Below are 25051 nucleotides of genomic sequence, written 5' to 3' on the forward strand. Positions count from 1 at the left end.
ATACTCTAGGCATACTCAAACAGTATGGCACGAGTATGGCTAAAGTGAGAGTAAACGCTCAGAAATGCGATTTTGATGACAGGAACCTATCCCCGTGTCTCCATAGAGAGATAAGAGAAAGATAAAAGATGAACAAGATACAACGTCAAAAGGCTTGGGAATGTGGTTTGCCAGCCTATTTGCAGCACGATTTGGATGCGTACAAGGAAGGGCTCCGTTCAGGTAGCACGTTGATTGACTGCCTGTGGTGCGAGTTATATGGCAGCATCAATGGTGCAGAAATCGACGACCAGGCTATTTCTCACGCCCCTGCAACGGCAGTTCTACATACAGTATCTCACACGTCGATGCCAGATCATGTTTCAATAACATTTGACAAAGAAACACCAAACACCAAGAGTGTCAGATGGAGCGGTGGAGAAAGGAATAATGATGACAGCAAGTTAATACAATCATAATGTCGCAGAAGAATCTTAAAAAGAAAGCTGCCGCAGGCATGATTTGGACGGCGTTGCAGAAATATTCTACAATGATTATCCGTTTTATCTCCGGCATCATCTTGGCGCGCCTGCTCACACCATTTGACTATGGTTGCATCGGTATGCTGATGATATTTATGGTGTTGGCCGAAGCATTTATCGATGGTGGCTTTGGTTCCGCCCTGATACAGAAGAAGCGTCCTACACAAGAGGACTATAGTACCATCTTTTGGTTCAATGTCGGCATGTCAGTGCTGCTTTATGCCGTCCTGTATGTCAGTGCCCCTGCTATTGCGCGATTCTACGATATTTCGCTCCTATGTGATGTTCTTCGAGTGCAGGGTGTGATATTGTTTATTTATGCCTTCAACGTCATCCAAAAGAACCAGTTGCGCAAGAAACTGAACTTCAAAGTTTTGTCCATCGTAACCGTTACAACGTCCATTTCTGCCCTGATTATAACCATTCTCATGGCCTATCATGGCTTCGGCGTCTGGGCGTTGGTAACCCAGAATATTATTACTGCCGCCATTCCTGCCCTCATATTCTGGTTTTACATCAAGTGGAGGCCCATTTGGACTTTTTCTGTCAAGTCATTTCGGGAACTGTTTAGTTTTGGCATCTATATGTTCCTGACCCATTTGGTCAACCGTTTCGGGCAACAATTGCAGGGGCTGCTGATTGGCAAGTTTTACAATGCATCCACTATGGGCTATTATTCCAAGGCAGACGGAACTGAAAGACTGGCCTCCACTTCCATCAGTGGAGTTATGACCCAAGTGACTTATCCGCTTTACGCCGAAGCACAGGATGAAAAGGAAAAACTGACCAACATGATTTGTCGCATTACGATGACACTCTCTTATGTTACATTTCCATTGATGTTCATTCTTTTGCTTTGCGCTAAACCTATCTTCGTCTTTCTTTATTCCGACCGATGGCTACAAAGTGTCCCGTATTTTCAAGTATTGTGTATAGCAGGGCTGGCTGGTTGTTTGCAGTCTGTCAATTTGCAATCCATTGCTGCTATTGGAAAAAGCAAAGAGATGTTTCTATGGACGATATTTAAGCGAATTGTTGGCATAGGAATAGTTGTGTCTGGATTGGTATGTTTTGGCATGAAAGGGCTTTTGGCGGGTGTTGTTTTTAATTATTGGTTCTCTTGGTTTGTCAATATCAGTCTGGTCTCAAAATATATTGGATACAAATGGTACAAGCAGATTGTGGACATCTTACCCGTCACGATAGTTTCATTATTTGCTGCATTAGTCAGTTTTGGCGTTGGCTATCTGTTGCATTTGGACATGTATCCCGATGGCATCGTAAAATTCACCATCTATGTGATTATTTATTTAGGTTGGTCTTTTGTATTTAAGCCGGAAGCATACACCTATTTCCTAACTATTATTCCATCAAAGCTTAAAATCTGGAAGAAGAAAGTCTAAAATACGATGAAAATAGCTTTAATCAAAGAAACCAAGAATCCTGTGGATAATCGCGTGGCACTTACTCCAAAGCAAGTGGCAGAATTGAACAAACTGTATCCTCAGCACAGAATTGTAGTTCAGTCCAGTGCTATCCGTGCTTTTTCTGATGACGAATATCGTGCAGAAGGTGTCCAGGTGCAGGACGATATCAGCGATGCTGACATCCTTGTTGGCATCAAAGAAGCTAAGATAGACACACTGATACCTGACAAGCATTATTTTTTCTTTGGTCATATAGCTAAAATGCAGGAATATAATCGCCCGTTGCTTCAGGCTATGTTGGCTAAGAACCTCACTTTCTCTGACTATGAATATCTTGTAGATGAGAATGGTGAGCGTGTTTGTGCCTTCGGTTGGTGGGCTGGTGTAGTCGGTGTATATTACACCTTGCGAGGCTATTTTCTCCATGATGGTCGTCATTCACTACCCCAACCAGACCGTAAGTTCACATTGACTCAGATGCGGACTATATTAGCAACAGCACAGTTGCCAAAGGTGAAGATTCTGATTACAGGAAATGGACGAGTGGCTCAGGGCGCTACATACGTGATGCGCGAATGCCGTGCTCAGGAACTGACCTACGAGCAGTTTATGAGTGATGAGCCAGTAAACACGCTATCTTTTTACCGAGCATCTGTCAATGAACTAGTAAAACGGAAAGACGGAAAACCATTCAACCGTGGTGATTTCCGCAGCAATCCTGAGAATTATGAGAGCGATTTTATAAAATTTGCTAAGCATACTGACATCTTAATTTCTTGTCATTTCTGGGATCCTAAGGCTCCCGTTTATTTGGAGCAGGAAGATTTTCAGAAATATGATCTTCCTATCAAGATGATTGGCGACATCACCTGTGACATTTGTGGAAGTATAAAGTCTACTATCAGACCGACTACCCATGCCGAGTCGTATTATGACTTCAATCCCGTTACTTATAAGGAGGAGTTGCCCTTCTCGTCTAAGAATCATATTACGGTTATGGCTGTTGACACTTGTCCCAATGCTCTGGCAATCGATGCCAGTGAGTATTTCGGTGAGATGTTGACAGAATACGTATTCAAGCCCTTGCTTAGTGGAGTGCATTCCGATGTGATTAGCCGCTCAACGATTTTGAAAAACGGGCAACTGACTCCGAGATTTGACTATCTGAAAGAATTTGCTGAAAACTGATTATAGGGGGCTGAAAATTTAAAATTTTAAGAAATTGTATAAAACGGTATTCAAATACTTGAAAAGGTCTCGTGGATGTTTGTCCATGATTTGGCATAGATCTGAATATGTTAATCATGTTTCCTATTATCCGGAATGCACGCATAAAACATCTTTTCAGATTTTGAAGGATCAGTCGCATTATAAATGGAAATACGGATATGTTGAAGCTTCAAACAGTCATGGATAAAGATGGTAATACCATTTGGCCCTGGGGTTAGAATCGGACGAGAAGGAAGTATTGTTGATAATTGGGCTTTTGGAGGAGTCTTTGTTGGAATTGATGCAAAAACTGGAAGGCTGATGGATAAGAGCATTCTTAAACCTAAATCAATTGGGTGGGATATTGCCATTACGCCACAAGGCCCTATGGTTATTGAGGGAAATGACAGATGGGAAATCACTTTGATTCAAGCCGTCCATGGAGGAATGGGTTATTTAATGAAGTTTTAAATAAGTAGTCTAAACATAAGCATTTTATGGTTCGAATAATAATCAATGCTGATGATTTCGGAAAAAGTCCGGGACGAAATCAAGCTATTAATGACTCCTTTGCACAAGGTATGATTCGTTCTGCCGGACTGATTGTTACAGGAAAATATCTACCTGAGGCCATAGAACTTGCTAAAGCGGGGAAGTATATGGACAAGTTGCACCTCCATTTCAACTTATCTGCCAACCAACTGCAAGAAGGTTCCGAAGATGCTCCCCTGACTGAGGCGATGAGAAAAGACCCATTTTTCTGCAAAAATCAGAAGTTTTTGAAGTATCATGGATTGCCAAAAGAACTTACCAGCATCAGAAAATGGAGGCTAGTCTATGATGAGTTGGTTGCACAGTATAAGAAATTCAATGAAGTTACTGAAGGAAAGGCTGACTATAAGCATGTGGACTTTCATTTATGGTATAATCTGACATGGTCGGTAGCCGTTGCCTTAAACCTTTTTACACGAAAATACAAGATTGAGTCCGTTCGATATTGGGGATTACATCAAATGAACAAACGAAGATTCAAAATTTATAGATTTTTAAGTTGGAATCATTTAGTAAAATCTATACCAGCGACAAATATCGATTATTTCCTCTCAAAAAGAGATTCCTTTAAGCAGTATAATGTCGTTGAATTATATTGTCATCCGAATTATAAGGATGGTGTATTCTTAGATGACAGTCCATCTTATCTCAAGCACGATCGTCAGCCAATGATGAAGCAGATCCAAATGCTAAAAGAGTTAGGTAGTGTTGAATTCTTGTCGTGGGAGGATATCATTTAAAGATAGATAATTGATGAATAAGCAAATTAGAATTTTTTTTGCAGGAGATTTCTGTTCCAAGCCATCCACATCAAAGATTACGGTTTCGGACGAATTGAAAAGTCTGATACAGTCGTGTGACTTGAAGGTTGTGAACTTTGAAGTCCCACTTAAGCCAAATGTGGAATTACCGCCTCAGAAAAGGGAACGGTTCTTCCAAAACGATGATGCACCAAATTTTCTACGTAGTTTAGGCTTTAATCTTTTCCAATTAGCAAATAATCATGCTTTTGACTGGGGTGAGAATGGGTTCAAGAAAACAAAAGATGCATTAGAGAACCAATCGTTTGGCGCAGGAACATACGAGGAAGCATATAGAATCAAGGTCTGTGAGACAAACGGATTAAAGATAGGATTTCTGTCGTTGTCGTTCGCAGCCTATACAGGTGTGTTTAATAATGTGATGAACCACGAAGGGTTGGGTTGTGCTTATATCTATGATTTGAAAGTGAACCATGTCATCATAGAAGCGAAAAACGAAGTGGATTATTTGTTTGTTCTGCCTCATGATGGTATTGAATATATCGATATTCCATTGCCAGAAACCATTGCTCGCTATCGTGACTTTATAGACTATGGCGCAGATGGTGTGATAGGCACTCATCCGCATTGTCCGCAAGGTTGGGAAACATATAAAGATAAGCCCATCTTCTATAGCCTTGGCAATTTTCTATTCAACAGCAAAGAAAACTACGAGTTCAGAGCAAACCGCCCTCATTGGTACGAAGGACTTTGTGTGTTGATGACCATTGAAAAGAATAGCATCAAATGGGAAGTGTTGAACACTCGCAATGTTGACAATGTCAGACTCATAATAGACTCTGATAAAGAGAGGATTGAACATAATAGACAATTGTGCCGTTATCTTGCTGATAAAGATGCGTATGACAACTATCTAAACAAGATATGTACGACACTCGGTCAAAAAGAACTGTCTATCATTGATAGAGTGTTTCATCCCCAAACCCTAAAGGAATGCTCAGGATTGTTGTTGAAATATTGGATAAGCAAGCTAAAAGGAAAGGATATTATAAACGATTATAGGTTGCTACGCTTACTTACGCATGATGCAAGAAGAGACTTACTTATGCAGACTTTACATCGAAATAACAGCAAATAAACATGTTTGAAAAACTAAAAAGAAAACTCGCCAAGAAACGTGAGATGAAGAAGTGGGAGGTGCGTATCACCAAGAACTTCAAAGACCTGAAGAATCGCCGCAAGCTTACTAAGGAACAGATAAAGGAGGTGGACGATTTTTACATCAGTATGATAGGAAGAAAAGTACCTCTTTATTGCCATGAGTACTTTTATTCACGTACAGGGGTATTTACAAAAGAATATATCCCTAACAATTTCTATCATTGCGAATTGGTTCCAAGAGCAAATGTTCATAAGCTTCAAGGGGCTTTTGGCGACAAGAATATGTGCGACTTTTTATTTCCTGGTGAGAATATCGCTCATTCCATCCTCAAAAACATGAACGGCTACTACTTTTTTGAGGGACAGCCCGTATCCGAAGAAGAAGCTGTAAGACTTTGTGGGAACTTGGAGAAAGTAATCATCAAACCGTCGCGCGAATCGCATGGTAGTGGTGTGCAGATGTTTTCGTCTAAGGATGGTATTACGGATATAAAAGGAAAAACCGTCCCCCAGCTTTTTAAAGAGTATAAACAGAATTTTCTGGTACAGGAGTGGGTTCGCCAGCATGAAAAGATGGCCGCATTGAATCCAACATCAGTCAATACCATTCGAGTCTTGTCCTACCGCTCAGGGATGGAAGTGCTAATCATTTATTCCGTTGTGCGCATTGGCCGCAGTGGGGCTATAGTTGATAACCAGTGTGCAGGAGGTATTAGCACCACTATTTCAAAAGATGGAAAGCTTGGTAAGGAGGCCTTCGGCGGCTATACCGAGGATAACATTGTCAAGACCGATACAGGTATAACGTTGGATGGCTACCAGCTTCCCTCGTACGATAAGGCAATTGAATTTGTTAAACGCCTCCATTTAAAGCTGCCTTTCTTCAATATCGTTGGATGGGATGTGGCCATTCAGGAAGATGGAGCCCCCGTGCTTATTGAATTTAACACTAATCCAGGCTTGAGCCAATCGGCGTTTAAGTCTGGTATGGGCGAATATACTGAAAGAATAATCCGTGAGTTATGGCCAAGACCTAACACTTGGTTCCCAGATTGACTTTTTTTATTATGTCATTTATTATGTCAGATAGATTTCAAATAATTGAAAAGCCCGAATGGGTGTCGTGGGACGAAATCCATGAGGTGGTATGGGAAGCTCACGCAAATAATAGAGAGAAAGGTATTATCATGTCATACCCTTCACTTTCTGGTGAAGAAATAAAAAAAAGGATAGAGAATAATGGCAAAATGTATGTTGCAATAGATGGGCAAAATGTAATAGGTACTTTAGCATTAATAATAAAAAAAGGGAACAAATGGTATAATAAGGGATCTTATGGTTATCTCTGTTTTGGGGCAGTACTTCCCAATTATAGCGGTAAAGGAATATATCGTTCATTGTATAAAGTCGCAGAGACTACTGCTATAAATATGGGAATTTTCGTTATTACGAGAGATACAAATGAGAAAAATGCCAGAATGCTAAAAATATCAAAGCAAGAAGGTTATCATTTTGTTGAATGCAAAGCATACAAAGATCATTTCAATATAGTCCGTGCTAAATGGTTAGATGGTTGTCCTTATTCCTCATGGTATATCAAAATGAGGTTTCTTCTGTCAAAATTCAAGCAGAAAACTCGTTATAAAATGGTTCCAGGAAAGGGACGGGTAAAGCGTTTTGGAATATAATCAGAATGAGACAAAAGGTTGTCATCATAGGCCACAGCTATTCTTCGCGACTGAGCATCATCCGTTCTGTAGCGCAAATCGGCTGTGAAGTGAGTGTCATTGTGATGACGGGTTCTAAACGAGACGGGAAAACACTCAATAATAAAAAGCCCATTGACTGCTACAGCAAATACGTCAGCCACGTCTATTATTGTCTGCGAAAGGATAAGGAGGAGCTAATTAGAATACTATTAGAACATTGTACAGATTCTCAGCAAAAGGTCGTGTTGTTTCCCGACAGTGATGATACCGTAGCTACTATTGACAACTATCGAAATCGCTTGGCTGAACACTTCTGTTTCCCTCACATTTGCAATGGTTCTGGCTCTATTGCATACTGGATGGATAAGATTCACCAGAAGGACATGGCTCGAAGCGTGGGACTGAACATCGCTGACGGCATAGTGATTAACATCAAAGATGGAGAATACGTCATTCCCGATTGCGTAGCTTACCCTTGCTATACGAAACCGTTGGCCACGATGAATGGAGGGAAAGGTGGCATGCATCGTTGTGACAATGAAACTGAACTGAAAAAAGCGCTCAACGAATATATTACGACAAGGACCAGAACAGGTAATGTGTTAGTTGAAGAATACAAAGAGATAGAAACTGAATATGCACTACTTGGCTTCTCCAATGGGAAGGAGGTCGTGATACCCGGTATGATGCTACTTTTGGTTATCTCAAAGAAGAACAAAGGTATAGCGCTTCAAGGTAAGGTGATGCCTGTTAATGGTTTTGAAGAGGTAATATATAAATTCAAGCAGTTGGTTCTTAGCATTGGTTTCGTAGGCGTTTTCGACATCGATTTCTACAAAAGTGGCAATCTGATATACTTCTGCGAAATGAATCTCCGTTTTGGCGGTTCTGGCTATGCCATTACAAAGATGGGATGTAACCTGCCAGCGATGATGGTACAATATTTTTCTGGTGGGGATATGGACAGCTGGACAAATCATATTACGGGCGAAGCCATCTATACTAATGAACGAATGTGTTTGGACGATTGGACGAACGGATATATTACTTTGGATGACTATCAGCGATACATGAAGACAGCAGATATTCACTTCATTCAAGATGATGATGACCCACAACCCCAGAAAGCATACCAAAGGACATATTTCTCACGTAGATTGTCTATGCTTGTCAAAAAATATTTAAGCTCTTTTAATAGCAACAGGATATGCAGAGAGTTATTGTCATAGGGCATGGTTATAGCATCAGGTTAAGTGTTATAAGATCAGTTGCCTCCCTTGGCTGTGAGGTGACAATCATACATATTGGGGCTCCGACAAAGCCTATTGATGGCTATAGTAAGTATGTAAATGACATTTTGTACTTCAATCGGCAAGAAGGGACGGAAGGCTTGGTCAAGCTTCTTTTGGAGAAATGTACGGTGGAGGGGCAGAAGCCCATCATTTTCCCAACGAGTGACTTCTCTGCCCTGGCCATTGATGATGATGAGATCAAAAAACATTTTGCTGTTCCATACATCATCAATAATAATTCTCAATTCTCAATTCTCGATTCTCAATTATCTATCGCCTATTGGATGGACAAGGCTCATCAGAAAGCATTGGCGCTATCCGTAGGGCTAAACACCGCAGGCTCAGTGGTCGCAGAAAGAGGACGGGAGGGGTTCCAGATTCCAGATGGCATCAAATATCCGTGTTTTACCAAACCTGTGTCATCCTTTGGAGCTGGAAAGAAATGCCAGCGGCGTTGTAATAATCCTGAGGAGTTAAAGGCTGTTCTTGCAATCGCTGATAAGAATGACATCACAAAGGTTCTCGTAGAAGATTTTATTGACATAAGCCATGAATATGCCGTCCTTGGATATTCCGATGGAACGATTGTTATCATACCTGGCATTATTAAATTTCTTAAAGAAAGTAAGAGACATAGAGGTGTGGCTTTGGCTGGCGAGGTGTTGCCCACAGCTGGCTTTGAGGACTTGATTGGCAAGTTTGCCGAGTTCATCCGCCAGATGGGATTCGTAGGTGTCTTCGATATAGATTTCCTCGAGAGCAATGGCGTATTCTATTTTGATGAGATGAACCTTCGTATTGGCGGTTCTGGTATGGCCATCTTGAAAGCTGGTGTCAATCTGCCAGCCATGTTTGTGAAAGCGATGTGTGGAGATAGTACGGACGGCATGGCGCAAGCGGTCACTCATACTGCCACATTTGTGAATGAGAAGATGGCCTTGGATGATTTTGCTGAAGGATGTATATCGTTCCGTGAATACAGTAGGCTGCTTGCCACAGCAGATATTCTCTTTATCAAAGATGAATCAGATGCTGCTCCTTATCAGGAGTATGAGAAACAATTTAGAGAACAATTATTTAGCTATAAAAGAATAGCGAAACGAGTGCTTCAATTATTTTGAGAAATGGGAAAAACAATTTTGACAGTTGGTGTCTATGATATGCTCCACATTGGCCACATACTCCTGTTCAAGCGGGCCAAGGAATTGGGCGATCGCCTTGTCGTGGCAGTACAGGATGGTGAATATATACAGAAATACAAGCCTGGCACACCGATGGTTTATACCACAGAAGAGCGTATGTATATGGTCAGTACCATCCGTTATGTCGATGAGGTGGTTCTATACAGAGATGTGGACAAGGACCTGCCAAACTTTAAATTTGACGTATTTGCAAAAGGACCCGACCAGACACATGCAGGTTTCCAGCGGGCTGTTGAATGGTGCAAAGAGAACGGCAAGGAAGTCGTGGTAATCCCGCGTACGGAAGGTATCTCTTCCACACTGCTGCGCGAATACTCTAAAACGCGTTAGAATGATATATAGACCACGGTAGAGAAGAATTACAATTAAAACATTGACAAATGAAAGAAATAGAAAAAGAAGCATATAAAAGAATCCCTTTTGAGATTCTCATTCATTTTGCTGACTTCTGCGAAAAGAACAATATAAGATACAGTCTGGCCTACGGCACATTGCTTGGGGCAATCAGACATAAGGGGTTCATTCCTTGGGATGACGATATTGATGTTATCATGCCAAGGTCCGACTATGAACGATTCAAGACATTGTATCATTCAGAGCGTTACCCCTTCTCTGATATAACCATAAACAAGTATCATGCCACGGGTATGGGAAAGATATATGATTCTCAGACCTTCTTCTATTTCAATAAGATTAAACGAAGTTACGGTCTGTTTGTCGATGTTTTTGTCGTCGACAATTTCCCAATTAATGTGAAGGAAAGATTAAGATGGCAAAAGTGGACGCGATTCTTCATTTCTCTCAATGCCATAAAGCAGGCAGATCTGAAAGGTATGCTTCATACCAGAAAGTCCTTTTTAGGAAAGGCAAGGATTCTCTTGTATAAGATGCTACCCATTCCCAAATTATTCATTCAGAAAAGGATTTCCTTCCTGTCACAGAAATACAACGCTTCCCCCACTGGTCTTGTAGGAATCACCATGTCATGCGACAATCCCTTCGATACCTATCCTGCCAACTTTTTCGAAGAATATGTTGATGTAGAATTCGAAGGACGTACTTTTAAGGCAATTCGGCAGTATGACAAATGGCTCCGGATATGCTATGGCGATTATATGCAGTTGCCGCCTGTTGAGAAAAGGATTGGCAGACATCATATAACAGCTTATTATAAATAGCTACACTATTCGAATTAAATGATAGGTACACGATAAAACTTTATAGGCATGATAGAAATAATAAGAGTAGCCAAACATATTCTCCCGTTTTTAGCTGTAACACTCCTAAAGATGTGGCAAGATCTTTGGTATAGCTGTACTGTAAAACGAGGACAAAAAGAGAATTTGGCCGAATTGATGATGGCTAATCACACCTTGGAAAAGGGCCTCACCATGCCAAACCGCAAATTAGGTTTTGGATACCCTAAAGTGAGAGGTATTATCGACAGATGTAGAAAATACATCAAGGATTACTCGCCTAATCATATCGAAATACAATGCTCGATTGACATTCTGCAACAGTATTATAACTTGCATGTTGATAATCTTTTTGAGTTGCCAGATGATATTATCAAAGGGATACAGGAAGTGCAGAAGAGCAAGTTATATGATACAAAACTATGTTATGAAACCACAAAGTCCGATTACTTTACCCCTACAGATAATTTCAAGGAATTTGCGCTTTCACGTCATTCTGTGCGATGGTACTCTGATGAAATAGTCCCTAATGAGGACATTATCAACGCCATCCAACTAGCTCAGACTGCCCCTTCTGCATGTAATCGGCAGGAAATCAAAGTTTATGTCGTATCAACTGACGGAAAAAAGAAAGCACTTTTAGAATTACATAAAGGGCACACAGGGTTTGGAGATCAAGCTGATAAAATTCTGTTAATTACTGCAGATATGGGCTTTTGGCAATGCAACAACAGGACTTCTGCGTTTCTTGATGCCGGTATATTCACGATGAACCTGCTCTATGCTCTCCACTATTATGGGATATGTGCTTGTACGTTGAATGCTCATCTTTCCATCAAGAAGCAGAAAAAGCTTAAAAAGATTGTTGGTTATTCAGAGAGTGAAATTCCAACTGTATTTATCTCTATTGGCAAAGCACCAGAGAAATTCATGGTTACAGGCAGCCAAAGAGTTGAGCACGAAACAATATACAAAATAGTTTAAGGATGATATTATTAGCCTGTATATTCATACTGTTATACGGACTGGTCCAATATGCTAAAGGTAGGAAGGGACGAGGGGCGTTCGTGTTCTTCTTCTTGCTGACGGGTGGTTTCCATTTCCTGAGTCTGGATTGGTGTCCTGTAAAGTACACCGACTTTGCCGTGGTGTATTTGGTCGCAGTTGCTCTTTTGAACATACATAAAGGTAATCGAAAATTCTTTAAGCCACAGATTAAGATTTATAAGGTTGCAACAATTCTTGGAGTTTATTTTGCTTTGGAATTTGTCCGTACTATTATCCTTAAAGAGGAAATTTTATCATTCGCTCTTGCGAGCTATCGAACCTATATACTCGTCTTCTCTTTCTGGCTTGTTCAGGAACTGAAAGAATGGGAAATAAAGCGTCTTTTGAAGCAAATAGCCTCCATTACAATAGTTTCAACAGTGCTTTTTGATTTGCAACCACTTCTTGAAATCAAGATTCTCCAACACGCATCCGTCAGTGAAACTCGCTATCGCAACATCCCCTATCTCGCCTATTTCTTTATGCTTTTAGCTACCATTAGGTTAGATTTCAGCAGATGGAAGAGTGTTGCCCTTGTCTTAATGTTTTTGATTGCTATATTCCTTACCCAGCACCGGGCAGTGATGATGGCATACGTCTTTTGTGTCGGTCTGCATCTGCTTATGACCAAGAAAAGAGGAAGATTTTTGCAATATGGTTTGATAGGATTGGTATTCTCACTGTTTGCGGGTGAAGCCATTTTATCCCGTTTTGAAGACGACAAAAGTAACCGTTCCACGATTGAGGACATTAAAGCTGTTGTTAATTTGGATTACGAAACTGCCGTCAACGATGAATTTGCAAATGAGAATGGCACATTTTCTTTCCGTGTTCTTTTATTGACGGAGCGGCTCAACTATATGATCAACCATCCTCGTAATGCAGTGTTTGGGTTAGGCACACGCCATGAAGATTCCCCGAAAACACAGCGGCAGTTTGATTTCTTCTTAGGGACCAATAATCATCGAGGAGGTATTGGCCAAATCTCTTCTGCAGACCTTGCCTGGGTGAATCCTCTGATGCACTTTGGTTTCTTTGGTATTGCACTCTTACTATATCTTTCATGGGTTATTAGCACATTCTTTTACAGGAACCGAAATATTTCAGACATGACTATGGCTGCGTTCCTGTATTACATTTTCTTGTTGTTGACTTCGTTCAAGAATGACCACCTCTATGGCAATATGCAGATGTTCTATGTTTATCTGCTGATAGAATATATACGCTATTCTAATGTTAAATTAAGAGTTAAGACTGAATAATCAATGAAAATATCCATTTTAACTTTCTCAAAAGAGACAAACTTCGGAGCCAACCTGCAGTGCTATGCTTTATGTAAGACATTGCAGGATATGGGGCACGATGTCAAGATAATTGATATTCAGTTACCAGAAAGGAAGGCATCGTGTATTTCCAGAATAATAAGGCTACCAGAGAAGTTTTTTTTCAAGGTCTTCCAAAAGAAACATCTTGATATATTCACTCGAAAGTACGTGAGCGTAGACGACCTCAAGTACAATCCGCCAAAGAGTGATTTATGTATCGTAGGGTCTGACCAAGTTTGGAGTCCTCAATTGACACAGCGTCTTGACCCTCTGGTCTATTTCTTCTCTTTCCTTCCGGATGGTACCCGAAGAATATCATACGCTGCAAGTTTCGGAACAGAAGTGTGGAACAATCCGGAACTTACAGAAGAAGTGAGACGTCTATTGAAAAAGTTTGATGTAGTCAGCGTGAGGGAGGAAAGTGGAGTGAAAATCTGCCGCGATGTGTTTGATATAGAAGCTGTAAAAGTAGTTGATCCAACCCTCCTACTTTCTTCTTACGACAATCTTTGCGGAACGTACGACTGCAAAAAGGAAACAAAGAGTCTTGTTTATTTTCCATTCCATCGTAATGATAAAGAACAGGCCATTCTTGCCGATTTCGCCAAGTCTCATGGTCTGAAGGCTGTTTCGCTTCTTTCCTTCCGTCGTTCTCCAGGATTCACCCGCAAGATGTTTGTTCCACTTCGCCAATGGCTTAATAGTATAAGGTATGCCCGGCTGGTAGTGTCACATTCGTTCCATTGCATGGTGTTCTGTATCTTGTTCCATCGCCATTTCATTACCATCCCTATAAATGGACGCGGCACTCGACAACGCAATTTACTGACTATGCTTGGCATGGAAGACCATATCTGTGAGGATAACGATAAGCTGTCTGACTGCTTGGAGAAAATCTATACTAAGAAGATTGATTACGAACATATCGACGGAAAAATAAAAGAACTGAGAGATCATTCTTTGGATTTCCTAAGAAGTAGTATCTCGATGATTAGTGCAAAAAAGCAATGATATTGATATGAGAATAGCTCATTTGAATTGGACCTTAGCATATGGTGGCATTGAGACAATGCTTGTCAACATAGCAAACGAACAGGCTATGCAAGGTGCTGAGGTGTATATTATTGTAATAAATAACCGTATTAAGGAGGAACTTGTCAATAAGCTTAATTCTGAAGTTCATCTTATATTGATGAAGAGAAAGGCAGGTACAAGAAGCTTTTCTTCAATAAAACAACTTGACGCTGTTCTTTCTGACATCAATCCAGAAGTGATACATATTCATACAGGCAGTTTGTATGATGTCATCCCCTCAAAGTGGACAAGAAACAAATCATGCATTATTTGCAGGACTGTTCATGCCATTCCTCATGGCTCTTTCTGTTCGCCTTTCAGACTGATACGTTTGTTTCAACGGCTTATCTTGCATAAAGGTGGCAATGTTATGAATGTGAACCGGGTGGATAAAGTTTTTTCTATTAGCAAAGCTGTTGCCGCAGATTTGAAAAATAAATTCGGGGTTGATTCAACGGTTGTATGCAATGGTATTCTGTCGGATACTTTTAAAAAAAGAGAATACCGAATGTTTGATGGCGAACTGAAAATAGTCCAGGTGAGCCGTCTCGTACACGAGGAAAAAGGACAAGACCTGCTGATACAGGCGGCTGGTAAATTGACCGTCAAAGGCTATAAGTTAAAGATTGATTTCATCGGTGAAGGAAAGTCTCGTGATTTTTTAGAGTCATTAGTTCGGCAACTTGGCTTAGGCAGGAAAGTGTCATTTCTTGGACTAAAACCGCAAGAGTATATAAAATGTCATCTTAAGGACTATGATCTTTTTGTTCAGCCTTCGCGTGTTGAGGGCTTCGGCCTGACTGCTGCAGAAGCCATGGCTGCAAATGTACCGGTGTTGGTTTCGGCAGGCCAAGGACCGGCAGAAGTTACTGAAGACGACCTTTACGGCTGGATCTTCGACAATGGAGACAGCGACAGTTTGGCAAATCAGATAGAATACATTATTAACAATTACAACCAATGTCTGGGCAAGGCAAGGAAAGCTGCGGAGCATGTTGCCGCCAATTACGATGTAAAAGCTACAGCTCGTAGATATCTTGAAATGTATAAAAACATTTAAGAGGAAATAGCATCATGAAAAAACAAACTATAAAATCAATAACTCGCAATCTGCTTTATCGCTTTCGTCAGATTAAAACTGAACGGTTTTACCTCCTTATCATGCGCAAAAATGGCATTGCCAATAAAAAGGTTGTTGGAGAAAAGGAATGGGTTGAAAAATGGTCACAATTCGGACTGAAAGCAAAGCCTACACAATATAGGGTGTTTAGTCATTATATTGGTAATGATATAAACATCGTACCCGAAGATATTTGTCATGACTTCATTGAAACCATTTTAAATCCCATGCGTTTCCGAGGTTATTATGCAGATAAAAATGTTTTTGATAAACTGTTTCCTGAAAGTTACATGCCGCGGACTGTTCTGCGTAAAATGAATGGCACGTATTATGATGAAGCTTATCGACCAATTGAGATGACGGAATCAGTGTTTTTTCAAATCCTTAATCAATCAAAAATAGATAAGATTGTCATAAAGCCTAGTGTGGGAGGTATGTCTGGGCATGATGTCAGACTCTTTTGCAAAGACCGGGATGCTTCTCAATCGTGGAGGGATTCAAGCACAAAGACGTTATTGGATTTATCATACATTGAACATTATTACGGTTCAAACATGATTATTCAAGAAGTAGTGCAGCAAAGTGATTATATCAGTATGTTTAATTCTTCTTCAATCAATACATTGCGATTAAGCGTTTACCGTTCCGTTTCCGACAATGAGTGCTATGTTACGGGAGCAATAATGCGTATTGGAGGGAAAGGAAGTGTAGTTGATAATGCACATGCTGGTGGTTGTTTTGTTGGCATTCATCCAGATGGTTCTTTCTGCCACGAAGTCTGCAATCAATATGGACAGCAACAATCTACCTTTAATGATATTGATTTTACCAACAATTATCAATATCCTAACTGGTATAAAGTTATAGAATTTGCAAAGTCAGTTGGTAAGCATGTTCTTCATCATCGTCTGTTAGCATTAGATATTGTATTAGACAAAGACAATCATCCTCATTTGATAGAGTTTAATATTGAAGGTTACGCTTCATGGCTTTTCCAATATACAGTTGGTACTGCTTTTGGAGATTTTACTAATGAGATATTGCGCTATTGCCTGAAGAAACAAAAGGAAATAGAAGAAGTTATTTGTTTATGAGTAAATTATATAAATTATTGAAGTACCCCTTAAAGCCGTTCGCTAAGATTCTGGAGCGTCTATCGCCATACGTGAGAAACGACGAAACCTACCTGCGTTGGTATTACTTCTTTTGTATGAAAAAGAGACTGAATCTGACATCACCTACCACATACAATGAAAAGATAAACTGGCTGAAGCTTTACAACCGCAATCCTTTTTATACCACATTGGTTGACAAACTAAAGGTAAAGGATGTTGTGGCGCAGAAGATAGGTGACGAACATGTGATAAAGACTCTTGGCGTTTGGAAGCATGCAGAAGATATTGATTGGGACAAATTGCCCGACCGTTTTGTGTTGAAGACAACGCAAGGTGGGGGCAATGTCGGAATAATGATTTGTCGCGATAAATCCTCTTTCGACAAGGCGAAGGCCGTATCAAATATGAATGCTGCATTGAAGCAGAACCTCTATTATTCTTCTCGCGAATGGCCATATAAGGACGTAGAACCGATGATCTTTGCAGAAGAGTATATGGAAGACGAACATGGAGAACTGCGCGATTACAAATTCTTCTGCTTCAACGGTAAATGCAAGATGCTTTTTGTTGCCACAGAACGGCAGACTCGCGAAGAACCCTTTTTCAATTTCTTTGATGAGAACTACAATCCATTGCCTTTCAAACAAGAGCACCCTGTGAATCCCGTCATTCCCGAAAAGCCTGAAGGCTTTGATGAAATGAAGCGCATTGCAGAGGAATTGTCTAAAGGACTTCCCCATGTCCGCATGGATTTATATGTAATCAACGGAAAAGTCTATTTTGGAGAATATACGTTCTATCATTTTGGAGGTGCTATGCCTTTTGAACCTGCGGAGTGGGATTACAAGATAGGCGAGTGGCTGCAATTGCCTTCTTAATCCATGTATACATTGTAGAATAATGATACAAACAAGACAAGACTTAAAGCGTTTTCTTTATACGGAGGACGCATTGATGAGGCATCCCAACATGTTTCTAAAATGGTTGGGGCGTTCTGACGATTATCTTCCATTCCTATTGGTGAAATGTCTAAGGAAGTACGAATACTATAAGAATAAGAAAAGAAACTTCTTGGATATTATTCCATACGCTTGGTATATGTGGAATTTCCGCAGACTGAGAGTAAAGACTGGAATTATGCTTTTTCCTAACACTATTGACGAAGGGCTACTTTTGGTTCACCCAGGATTTAGACGAATCGATAAATTTGCTCATATAGGAAAGAATTGCACCATACTTCCCAATGTCCTTTTTGGTCTGAAGACTCCTGAAGGTGGATTTCAAGATATTAAAATTGGTGATAATTGTTATATAAGCACAGGAGTGACAATCTTGGCACCAGTAACAATAGGCAACAATGTAACTATAGGTGCAGGAGCCGTAGTTAACAAGGATGTTCCCGACAATTGTGTGGTAGGTGGAGTACCTGCCAAGATTCTAAAATACAAGGAATGATAATTGTGATCTGAATGCACAAAAACTTAATGTTCATATTCCAAAGCAAATGATAGCTCATCAAGAAAAAAGACAAGAGTATGTAGATGTCATCAAGGGATGGGCAATGTTGCTCATTGTCGTATTCCACTCATCATCTGGATTGTTTCCGAAGATGGTTCATTCACTCTTAGGTGGTGGAATGGATGTCGTTATATTCTTTATCGTTGCCGGCTTTTTTATTAAAAGTGAGCGCATGGTGAATCCTAAAAGCTTTCTGCAACCTAAATTGAAAACTCTTTATATTCCAGCAACAGTTATCTATGTCTGTGCGGTCTTGCTACATAATGTATTTGTTGACATTGGCTGGTATCCTCTTGGCGAAATCCACCCTGGCAACGGACAGCCTTTTCACTATTACGATGTGAAAGATTTCGCACTTGGTGTATTGAAGGCTCTTTGTTGTGCAGGAAGTGGTGAACTTGCAATGGGTGCAATGTGGTTTCTCTATACATTGCTTTATGCGATGACGGGACTAAGTTTATTGGCTTGGACGACAAAGAAGTTTGTTGATGATGAAAAACAGAGAGAAAAGATACTTATCATTATCTTGCTTACAGGTTTGATTGCCAGTTGTGTTTTAACACAGATTATTGGTTTAACCATCAACCGATTAAATGTTTCCATAACAGCTATGGCACTTATTTATCTTGGGAAGAAGGTTTATCAGGATTATCATTGGACTTTCGATAACACTTTCTATTTCATTATTAGCAGCTTGATATTTGTTTCTGTGGTTTTCTTGCAAAAGGATCATATTACGATGGCAAGGAACAAATACCAGGATATATTACAGTTGTGTATTGGGGGGTGTACTTTGTTGTATATGTGGGGGTATATTGCAAAACGGATAGTTTCGACCTGTGTGGGAAAGCTGTTAGCATCGATAGGTAGAGAGTCCTTATATGTGATGGCACTTCATATTGTAGGCTTTTTCATTTGTAATAGTCTTATGGAATTGTTAGGGGTTTATCAACAAGGTGATCCAAAAGGCATGTACACATATAAGATGCAAGGCAATATACTAATATTTATTTGTTATATGGTATTTGCCATAGGATTCTCTTTGACATCTATTAACCTGTTTCGCCGACTAAAGTCTATTATACTCCCAAACCGATGACTCCACGCATCTATTTCTTTGCTAATTTCGGTAACTGGAACCGCCAGCCATACGGCGGAGGTGAGATAGGCAACCGCCGTACACTCGGAATGATGCGGCAGGCTGGATATGATGTACACTTGATTGAGAAATATAATCGGGTGTATAAGCATACGCGGACGGATACAATTATTATTTCTTGTCTGATGATATGGGATATCGTCAAGTTTTTCTGTATTCTGTTATTTGGCCGGCGCAAGAACAGTTTGGTTCATATTGTTGGATTTTATGGCAGCACCATCTACTTTGAGCGTATTTTGGTCGGTATTTCTCACTTGTTGGGCTATCAGACGGTTTATGAGATGCGAGGTGGGGGCGCAGTCTTTCATTACCAAAACGATTCTGAACGTTATAGACATTGGTTTGCTGCTACCATCAGACAAGCGGATTACATCTTCAGCCAGGGGCAGGAAAATAAATCTCTCATAGACAGCATCGACCAGGGTAAACATTTCTTTTACTATCCTAATTGCGTCATGCGCGATTTCTGTCCCAAAGAATATCCTAGTAAGCCAACCAACCGCATCAATCTGCTTTATTTCGGGCGTGTGGCTAAGCGAAAGAATGTGGATGTCGTTGTTGATGCCTTCAATCTATTGGCTGCAAAATACAGTAACATCTATCTTGACATAGTAGGAAACTGTACAGAACCCACATACGCAGAGGAGATAAAAAGGCGTATAAGTGCCTCGGAATTTACCAACCGGATAACGATGCATCCTGCCTGCAGTCATGACAGGCTGAAAGAACATCTTGCCGACAAGCACTTTTATATCTTTCCGACCTCTGAACCACGAGAAGGACATAGCAATGCCCTCACCGAAGGAATGGCATGGGGACTAATTCCAGTAGCTACAGATATAGGCTTTAACCGAGCAATTGTTGGTGACGATATGTTAATAGTTAAGCAGCTTTCGGCAAAAGCCTTTGACGATATTGTTGCAAATGTTGTAGATAGCGGAAAGATTCAGGAACAATCAGAAAGAGCCTATCACCGCATACAAAGTAACTATACAGAGGATATTGTCTATAACAGATTGAAAGAGGAATACAATACTCTTTTCAGTTTGTGTCATACGACAAGAGAATCATGACTTCGTGACACAAAAATCATAAAGATGAGGTTTTACCCATACTTTACCCATACTCTATGCTGCTTCTAGGCATACTTTAGGCATACCCAAACTCTATGGCATAAATATGGCTAAAGCGAGAGTAAACGCTTTGAAAAGTGAATATACTTTGTGGCGCAACGATCATTCGTTTGTTGATATGCTCAGCAAGAAGTCGTGAATGAAAGATTTGGAGAATAAAAAAGAATGATGTATTTTTGCAATCGAAATGGATATTTCGGAAATGGCTGTTGCGATAATTAAGGTACAATAATTCAAAAGTTTATACAATGAGATTCTACGGCAGAGAACAGGAAATCGCCTTCCTGAGAGAGACTCGGGACACGGCTGAACGGGTGGCCCGCTTTACGGTGGTAACCGGTAGGAGGCGTATCGGCAAGACAACACTGATTAAGGAGGCTTACAAGGATGAGCCTTTCGTGTATTTCTTTGTGGCCAGAAAGGCGGAATCGGACCTCTGCGAGGTGTATCTGGAGGAGGTCAGCGAGAAGTTGGGCATTCCTACACTGGGCAGTAGCAGGCACTTCAGCGAGATATTCCGCTACCTGATGCAACTGTCGCAAACCCGGAGCTTTACGCTGGTGATAGACGAGTTTCAGGATTTCTTCAGAGTGAACAAGGCCTTTTACAGCGAGATGCAGGACATCTGGGACGAGTATGAGAAGACATCGAAGATGAACCTGGTGGTGTGCGGCAGCATCTACTCGCTGATGCAAAAGATTTTCAAGCAGAAGAAGGAACCTCTATATGGACGACAAACAGCAGAACTGAGGGTGAAGCCTTTCAAGCCTTCGGTGCTGAAGCAGATTATGGCAGATGCGAAGCCCGGATACACAAAGGAGGATCTGCTGGCCATGTTCACATTTACGGGTGGTGTGGCTAAATACGTGGGACAGTTGGTGGATGGTGGTGCGTTGGACAAGGATGCCATGATAAGGCACATCGTGAGCCCCAACTCGACATTCCTGAACGAGGGCAAGAATAATCTGATAGAGGAGTTTGGCAAGGATTATGGTATCTATTTCTCCATCCTGTCGTGCATTGCCAGGGGCAAGAACACTCGTAGCGAGATAGAGGATGTGATAGGCAAGGAGGTGGGGGGATATCTGACCAACCTGGCCGAGGATTATGAGTTGATTAGCAAGCGGCAGCCCCTGTTTGAGAAGAGCGCCAACAAGAACGTGCGCTACGAGCTAGACGACGTGTTCTATAGTTTCTGGTTCCGGTTTATCTTCAAATACAGCTATATTATCGAGATTGAGAACTATGCCAAGCTGCAGGAGATCATCGGGCGCGACTACAGCACATTCAGCGGACTGATGCTGGAGCGGTATTTCCATCGTGTGGTCATGGAGTCGGGTGAGTTTACACGTATTGGCCGTTGGTGGGACCGCAAGGGCGAGAACGAGATAGACATGATAGCCGAAGACGGGCTTTCGGATAGCGTGACGTTCTACGAGATTAAGCGTCAGGCGGATGAAATCAGCATGGGTGTGCTGAAACAGCGGGCTGAGGTGATGCTGCAGGCCACGCACGAGTGGAAGAAGTACGACATCCACCACAAGGGACTGAGTATGGAGGATATGTAACATTTCTATAAGGATGCTGAGACTTCAAGAATTGGACATCGTAGAATCTAAAGAGCAGTTGGCGCTTATCCCTGAAGGGAAAGTGCTGATTAACACCATTAATGCCCATTCCTATAACACAGCGCAAAGAGATGATGCGTTTGCTGAGGCGTTGTGTAACGGAGATTATCTGATTCCCGATGGAGCAAGCATCATCAAAGCTTGCCGATGGCTGAAAGCGAAGTCGCAGCCAAAGGAACGTATTGCTGGATGGGACCTGTTCGCCTTTGAAATGGGGAGAATTAACGTTAACCTTAACATTAACGATAACCATAACGGAAAAAAACGAGTGATGTTCCTCGGGTCAAGCGAGAGGGTGCTGACACAGATCCGGGAGTGTGCTGCCGTTGATTACCCGAATCTTGAGGTGGTGACCTATTCTCCGCCTTACAAGCCAGAGTTTTCGGACGAGGACAATCAGACGATGATAAGGGCCATCAACGATGCCAACCCCGACCTGTTGTGGATTGGCATGACGGCACCGAAACAGGAGAAATGGACCTACCAGCATTGGAATGAGCTCAACATTCACTGTCACTGCGGCACCATTGGGGCCGTGTTTGACTTCTATGCTGGTACTGCTAAACGTGCCCCGATGTGGTGGCAAAAGCATGCGTTAGAATGGCTTTACCGCCTGCTGATTGAGCCAAGACGCATGTGGCGACGCTATTTGATAGGCAACCCGCTGTTTCTGTGGAATATAATGAGAGAAAAATTTAATGGTGACCGATGACCTCAATTAGGAATTTTGTCATTCTGTTGCGTTGTGGTATGGGACTGAAGACCAAAGAGGGTCAGTGGCCTATGCCGGATGTTGACGGCGAACAAGAATGGCAACAGATGATGAGGATAGCCAAGAAACAGGCCGTACAAGGCGTGGTTGAACGTGGCATACGTATGATGCAGGAAGAGCAACGCCCACCGCGAAAGATAAACATGGCTGCCATGATGTTGAGCGATAAGATTGCCATGCTCAACAGAAGGGTTGACACAGCATGCGTCAAGGTAGCTGCCATGATGGAGAAAGAACATGCTGCGATTGAAGCGAGACTGGAGACTGCTGAAAATATTTCCCTCCGAGTGCCTTTGGGAACCAATATTCCGTTGGTGGCATTTCTTCTGGCGGCAACTACATTAGCATATAAAAAAACGAGCATCCACATTTGGGTGCTCGTTTCTTTGGTATTGGTATTGCTTATTCAGCAGTTTCCTCGTCGTTTGCCTTGAAGTTCTCGAGGTCCTCTACCTGGAAGGCCTTGATGTAAGCGGCCTTACCAAGGATATCCTCCTCGGCCATGCGAACATATACGTTAGCGCTCTTTGCGAACATCTCAGGTGCCTTAGCAGCATCGCGGAGGATGAGCAGACACATCACGAGCTCGGCTGTCATGTCGTAGAGACGGCGAGCCAGGAAGTCGTGAGCATCCTGATTGTCGAGAGCCTTAACAGCGGCGAGAGCCTCCTCGTAAACGGGGATGAGTTTCTCAACACGGGCCTTGAGAGCAGCGTTAGCCTCAGCAGGCAGTGCAGCCAGCATATCCTTGATGTTGTTGAGCATAGTGCCGTTGGTGATGTAGCGGATAGCAGCTACAACCTGCAACTGAGTGGTACCCTCGTAGATAGAGAAGATACGTGCGTCGCGGAACAGGCGCTGGCTCTTGTACTCCATGATGAAACCTGAACCACCGTGGATGCTGATAGCATCGTAAGCGTTCTGGTTGGCGTACTCGGAGTTCATACCCTTGGCCAGCGGTGTGAAGGCGTCGGCCAGGCGCTGGTACTTCTTGAGCTCCTGCTTCTCCTCGGCGGTGAGGGCACGGTCGCGGGCAATGTCCTCGAGGCACTTGTAGACGTCGACGTAGCAGGCTGTCTCGTAGAGCAGCGTACGGCCGGCATCGAGCTTAGCCTTCATACGACTTAGCATGTCGTACACGGCGGGGAAGTTGATGATCTTGTCACCGAACTGCTGACGCTCCTTAGCGTAAGCCAGACCCTCGTTGTAAGCCTCCTGTTCGACACCTACACTCTGTGCGGCGATACCCAGACGGGCACCGTTCATCAGAGCCATCACGTACTTGATAAGACCCAGACGTGTGCTACCGCAGAGCTCGGCCTTAGCGTTCTTATAGGTGAGCTCACAGGTAGGTGAGCCGTGGATACCCAGCTTGTGCTCGATGTGACGTACGTCAACACCGCCCTGGCGCTTGTCGTAGATGAACATTGACAGACCACGTCCGTCCTTGGTGCCCTCCTCAGAACGAGCCAGCACCAGGTGGATGTCGCTATCACCGTTGGTGATGAAGCGCTTAACACCATTCAGGCGCCAGCAGTTCTCCTTCTCGTCGAAGGTGGCCTTCAGCATCACACGCTGCAGGTCAGAACCGGCATCGGGCTCCGTGAGGTCCATCGACATACCCTCACCAGCGCAAACGCGGGGGATATACTTCTGGCGCTGCTCCTCAGAACCGAACTCATACAGGGTATCGATACAGCTCTGCAAGCTCCAAATATTCTGGAATCCGGCATCAGCAGCCGAGATCATCTCAGAGAGCATGGAGAATACTGCGTTAGGCAGGTTCAGACCGCCGTAACGGCGAGGCATTGATACACCCCACAGACCAGCCTTACGGGTGGCGTCGAGGTTCTCGTAAGTCTTAGAGGCGTAGATCATACGACCATTCTCGAGGTGTGGACCTTCGAGGTCGACGCTCTCAGAGTTTGGCTCGATGATATTGGCAGCCACGTCGCCAGTGATGTCGAGGATCTGCTTGTAGTTCTCGATGGCATCGCCCAGGTCAACGGGGGCGTAGTCATATTCTTTCGCATCAGCGAAACCCTTTTCTTTCAGCTCAACGATACGAGCCATCAGGGGGTGGTTCAAGTAGAACCCGATCTCAGGATGATCGCTATAATAATTAGCCAT

Annotated in this window: 25 protein-coding genes; 24 read left to right on the plus strand and 1 reads right to left on the minus strand. The window is 42.3% G+C overall.

All coding sequences use genetic code 11. From position 1 onward, the window contains the following. Nucleotides 1-128 precede the first annotated feature (128 nt). The 24 genes from M1L52_RS06595 to M1L52_RS06710 all read left to right on the plus strand — a co-directional run bounded on the left by M1L52_RS06595 (nt 129) and on the right by M1L52_RS06710 (nt 23355). On the plus strand, nt 129-458 hold the full coding sequence (locus tag M1L52_RS06595) for a hypothetical protein (RefSeq protein WP_248614138.1): 330 nt from the start codon (nt 129-131) through the stop codon (nt 456-458). Then, nucleotides 458-1924, plus strand: a complete 1467-nt coding sequence (locus M1L52_RS06600; RefSeq protein ID WP_248614139.1) for a lipopolysaccharide biosynthesis protein — start codon at nt 458-460, stop codon at nt 1922-1924. The genes M1L52_RS06595 and M1L52_RS06600 overlap by 1 nt, the downstream gene beginning before the upstream one ends. A gap of 6 nt (nt 1925-1930) precedes the next feature. Continuing rightward, a complete protein-coding gene (locus tag M1L52_RS06605; RefSeq protein WP_248614140.1) occupies nt 1931-3136 on the plus strand; it encodes an NAD(P)-dependent oxidoreductase in 1206 nt (401 codons plus the stop codon). Nucleotides 3137-3367: 231 nt separating this feature from the next. Then, nucleotides 3368-3628: a hypothetical protein gene (locus M1L52_RS06610; RefSeq protein WP_248614141.1), complete on the plus strand. Its 261-nt coding sequence runs from the start codon at nt 3368-3370 to the stop codon at nt 3626-3628. A 26-nt stretch (nt 3629-3654) separates the two neighbouring features. Beyond that, nucleotides 3655-4449, plus strand: a complete 795-nt coding sequence (locus tag M1L52_RS06615) for a ChbG/HpnK family deacetylase (RefSeq protein WP_248614142.1) — start codon at nt 3655-3657, stop codon at nt 4447-4449. A gap of 13 nt (nt 4450-4462) precedes the next feature. After that, nucleotides 4463-5608: a CapA family protein gene (locus M1L52_RS06620; protein WP_248614143.1), complete on the plus strand. Its 1146-nt coding sequence runs from the start codon at nt 4463-4465 to the stop codon at nt 5606-5608. A gap of 2 nt (nt 5609-5610) precedes the next feature. After that, complete coding sequence (locus tag M1L52_RS06625; protein ID WP_248614144.1) at nt 5611-6687, plus strand: sugar-transfer associated ATP-grasp domain-containing protein; 1077 nt, start codon at nt 5611-5613, stop codon at nt 6685-6687. 23 nt (nt 6688-6710) lie between these two features. Beyond that, nucleotides 6711-7319 carry a GNAT family N-acetyltransferase gene (locus M1L52_RS06630; RefSeq protein ID WP_248614145.1) on the plus strand — a complete coding sequence of 203 codons (609 nt, stop codon included), beginning with the start codon at nt 6711-6713 and terminating at the stop codon, nt 7317-7319. A gap of 5 nt (nt 7320-7324) precedes the next feature. Further along, nucleotides 7325-8569 (plus strand): ATP-grasp domain-containing protein, encoded by a 1245-nt coding sequence (locus M1L52_RS06635; protein WP_248614146.1) that lies wholly within the window; start codon nt 7325-7327, stop codon nt 8567-8569. Between the two features lie 59 nt (nt 8570-8628). Continuing rightward, nucleotides 8629-9753, plus strand: coding sequence for an ATP-grasp domain-containing protein (locus M1L52_RS06640; RefSeq protein WP_248614147.1), 1125 nt, complete (start codon nt 8629-8631; stop codon nt 9751-9753). Between the two features lie 3 nt (nt 9754-9756). Beyond that, the gene (locus tag M1L52_RS06645; protein ID WP_248614148.1) at nt 9757-10164 is read left to right on the plus strand and encodes an adenylyltransferase/cytidyltransferase family protein; all 408 of its coding nucleotides are present in this window, start codon (nt 9757-9759) and stop codon (nt 10162-10164) included. Between the two features lie 50 nt (nt 10165-10214). Next, complete coding sequence (locus M1L52_RS06650) at nt 10215-11012, plus strand: phosphorylcholine transferase LicD (RefSeq protein ID WP_248614149.1); 798 nt, start codon at nt 10215-10217, stop codon at nt 11010-11012. Nucleotides 11013-11060: 48 nt separating this feature from the next. Next, nucleotides 11061-12014, plus strand: a complete 954-nt coding sequence (locus tag M1L52_RS06655; protein WP_248614150.1) for a nitroreductase family protein — start codon at nt 11061-11063, stop codon at nt 12012-12014. Between the two features lie 2 nt (nt 12015-12016). Next, nucleotides 12017-13339, plus strand: a complete 1323-nt coding sequence (locus tag M1L52_RS06660; RefSeq protein WP_248614151.1) for an O-antigen ligase family protein — start codon at nt 12017-12019, stop codon at nt 13337-13339. A 3-nt stretch (nt 13340-13342) separates the two neighbouring features. Then, the gene (locus M1L52_RS06665; protein ID WP_248614152.1) at nt 13343-14413 is read left to right on the plus strand and encodes a polysaccharide pyruvyl transferase family protein; all 1071 of its coding nucleotides are present in this window, start codon (nt 13343-13345) and stop codon (nt 14411-14413) included. A gap of 7 nt (nt 14414-14420) precedes the next feature. Beyond that, nucleotides 14421-15536 (plus strand): glycosyltransferase family 4 protein, encoded by a 1116-nt coding sequence (locus M1L52_RS06670; RefSeq protein WP_248614153.1) that lies wholly within the window; start codon nt 14421-14423, stop codon nt 15534-15536. Between the two features lie 14 nt (nt 15537-15550). Beyond that, the gene (locus tag M1L52_RS06675; protein ID WP_248614154.1) at nt 15551-16690 is read left to right on the plus strand and encodes a sugar-transfer associated ATP-grasp domain-containing protein; all 1140 of its coding nucleotides are present in this window, start codon (nt 15551-15553) and stop codon (nt 16688-16690) included. Next, on the plus strand, nt 16687-17589 hold the full coding sequence (locus tag M1L52_RS06680) for an ATP-grasp fold amidoligase family protein (protein ID WP_248614155.1): 903 nt from the start codon (nt 16687-16689) through the stop codon (nt 17587-17589). Before M1L52_RS06675 ends, M1L52_RS06680 begins: the two co-directional genes overlap by 4 nt. Before the next feature lie 22 nt (nt 17590-17611). Next, nucleotides 17612-18166 (plus strand): serine O-acetyltransferase, encoded by a 555-nt coding sequence (locus tag M1L52_RS06685; protein WP_248614156.1) that lies wholly within the window; start codon nt 17612-17614, stop codon nt 18164-18166. A gap of 49 nt (nt 18167-18215) precedes the next feature. Beyond that, the gene (locus M1L52_RS06690) at nt 18216-19328 is read left to right on the plus strand and encodes an acyltransferase family protein (RefSeq protein WP_248614157.1); all 1113 of its coding nucleotides are present in this window, start codon (nt 18216-18218) and stop codon (nt 19326-19328) included. Then, nucleotides 19325-20461, plus strand: coding sequence for a glycosyltransferase family 4 protein (locus M1L52_RS06695; protein WP_248614158.1), 1137 nt, complete (start codon nt 19325-19327; stop codon nt 20459-20461). Before M1L52_RS06690 ends, M1L52_RS06695 begins: the two co-directional genes overlap by 4 nt. Nucleotides 20462-20769: 308 nt before the next feature. After that, nucleotides 20770-22089 (plus strand): ATP-binding protein, encoded by a 1320-nt coding sequence (locus M1L52_RS06700; protein WP_248614159.1) that lies wholly within the window; start codon nt 20770-20772, stop codon nt 22087-22089. A gap of 13 nt (nt 22090-22102) precedes the next feature. Next, nucleotides 22103-22861: a WecB/TagA/CpsF family glycosyltransferase gene (locus M1L52_RS06705; protein WP_248614160.1), complete on the plus strand. Its 759-nt coding sequence runs from the start codon at nt 22103-22105 to the stop codon at nt 22859-22861. After that, nucleotides 22858-23355, plus strand: a complete 498-nt coding sequence (locus tag M1L52_RS06710; RefSeq protein WP_248614161.1) for a hypothetical protein — start codon at nt 22858-22860, stop codon at nt 23353-23355. Before M1L52_RS06705 ends, M1L52_RS06710 begins: the two co-directional genes overlap by 4 nt. Here M1L52_RS06710 and M1L52_RS06715 read toward each other — a convergent pair. After that, entirely contained in the window at nt 23324-25051 is a 1728-nt protein-coding gene (locus M1L52_RS06715) for an acyl-CoA dehydrogenase family protein (RefSeq protein WP_248614162.1), read from the minus strand. The genes M1L52_RS06710 and M1L52_RS06715 overlap by 32 nt on opposite strands.

Source organism: Prevotella sp. E13-27 (assembly GCF_023217965.1).
Classification (GTDB): Bacteria; Bacteroidota; Bacteroidia; order Bacteroidales; family Bacteroidaceae; genus Prevotella.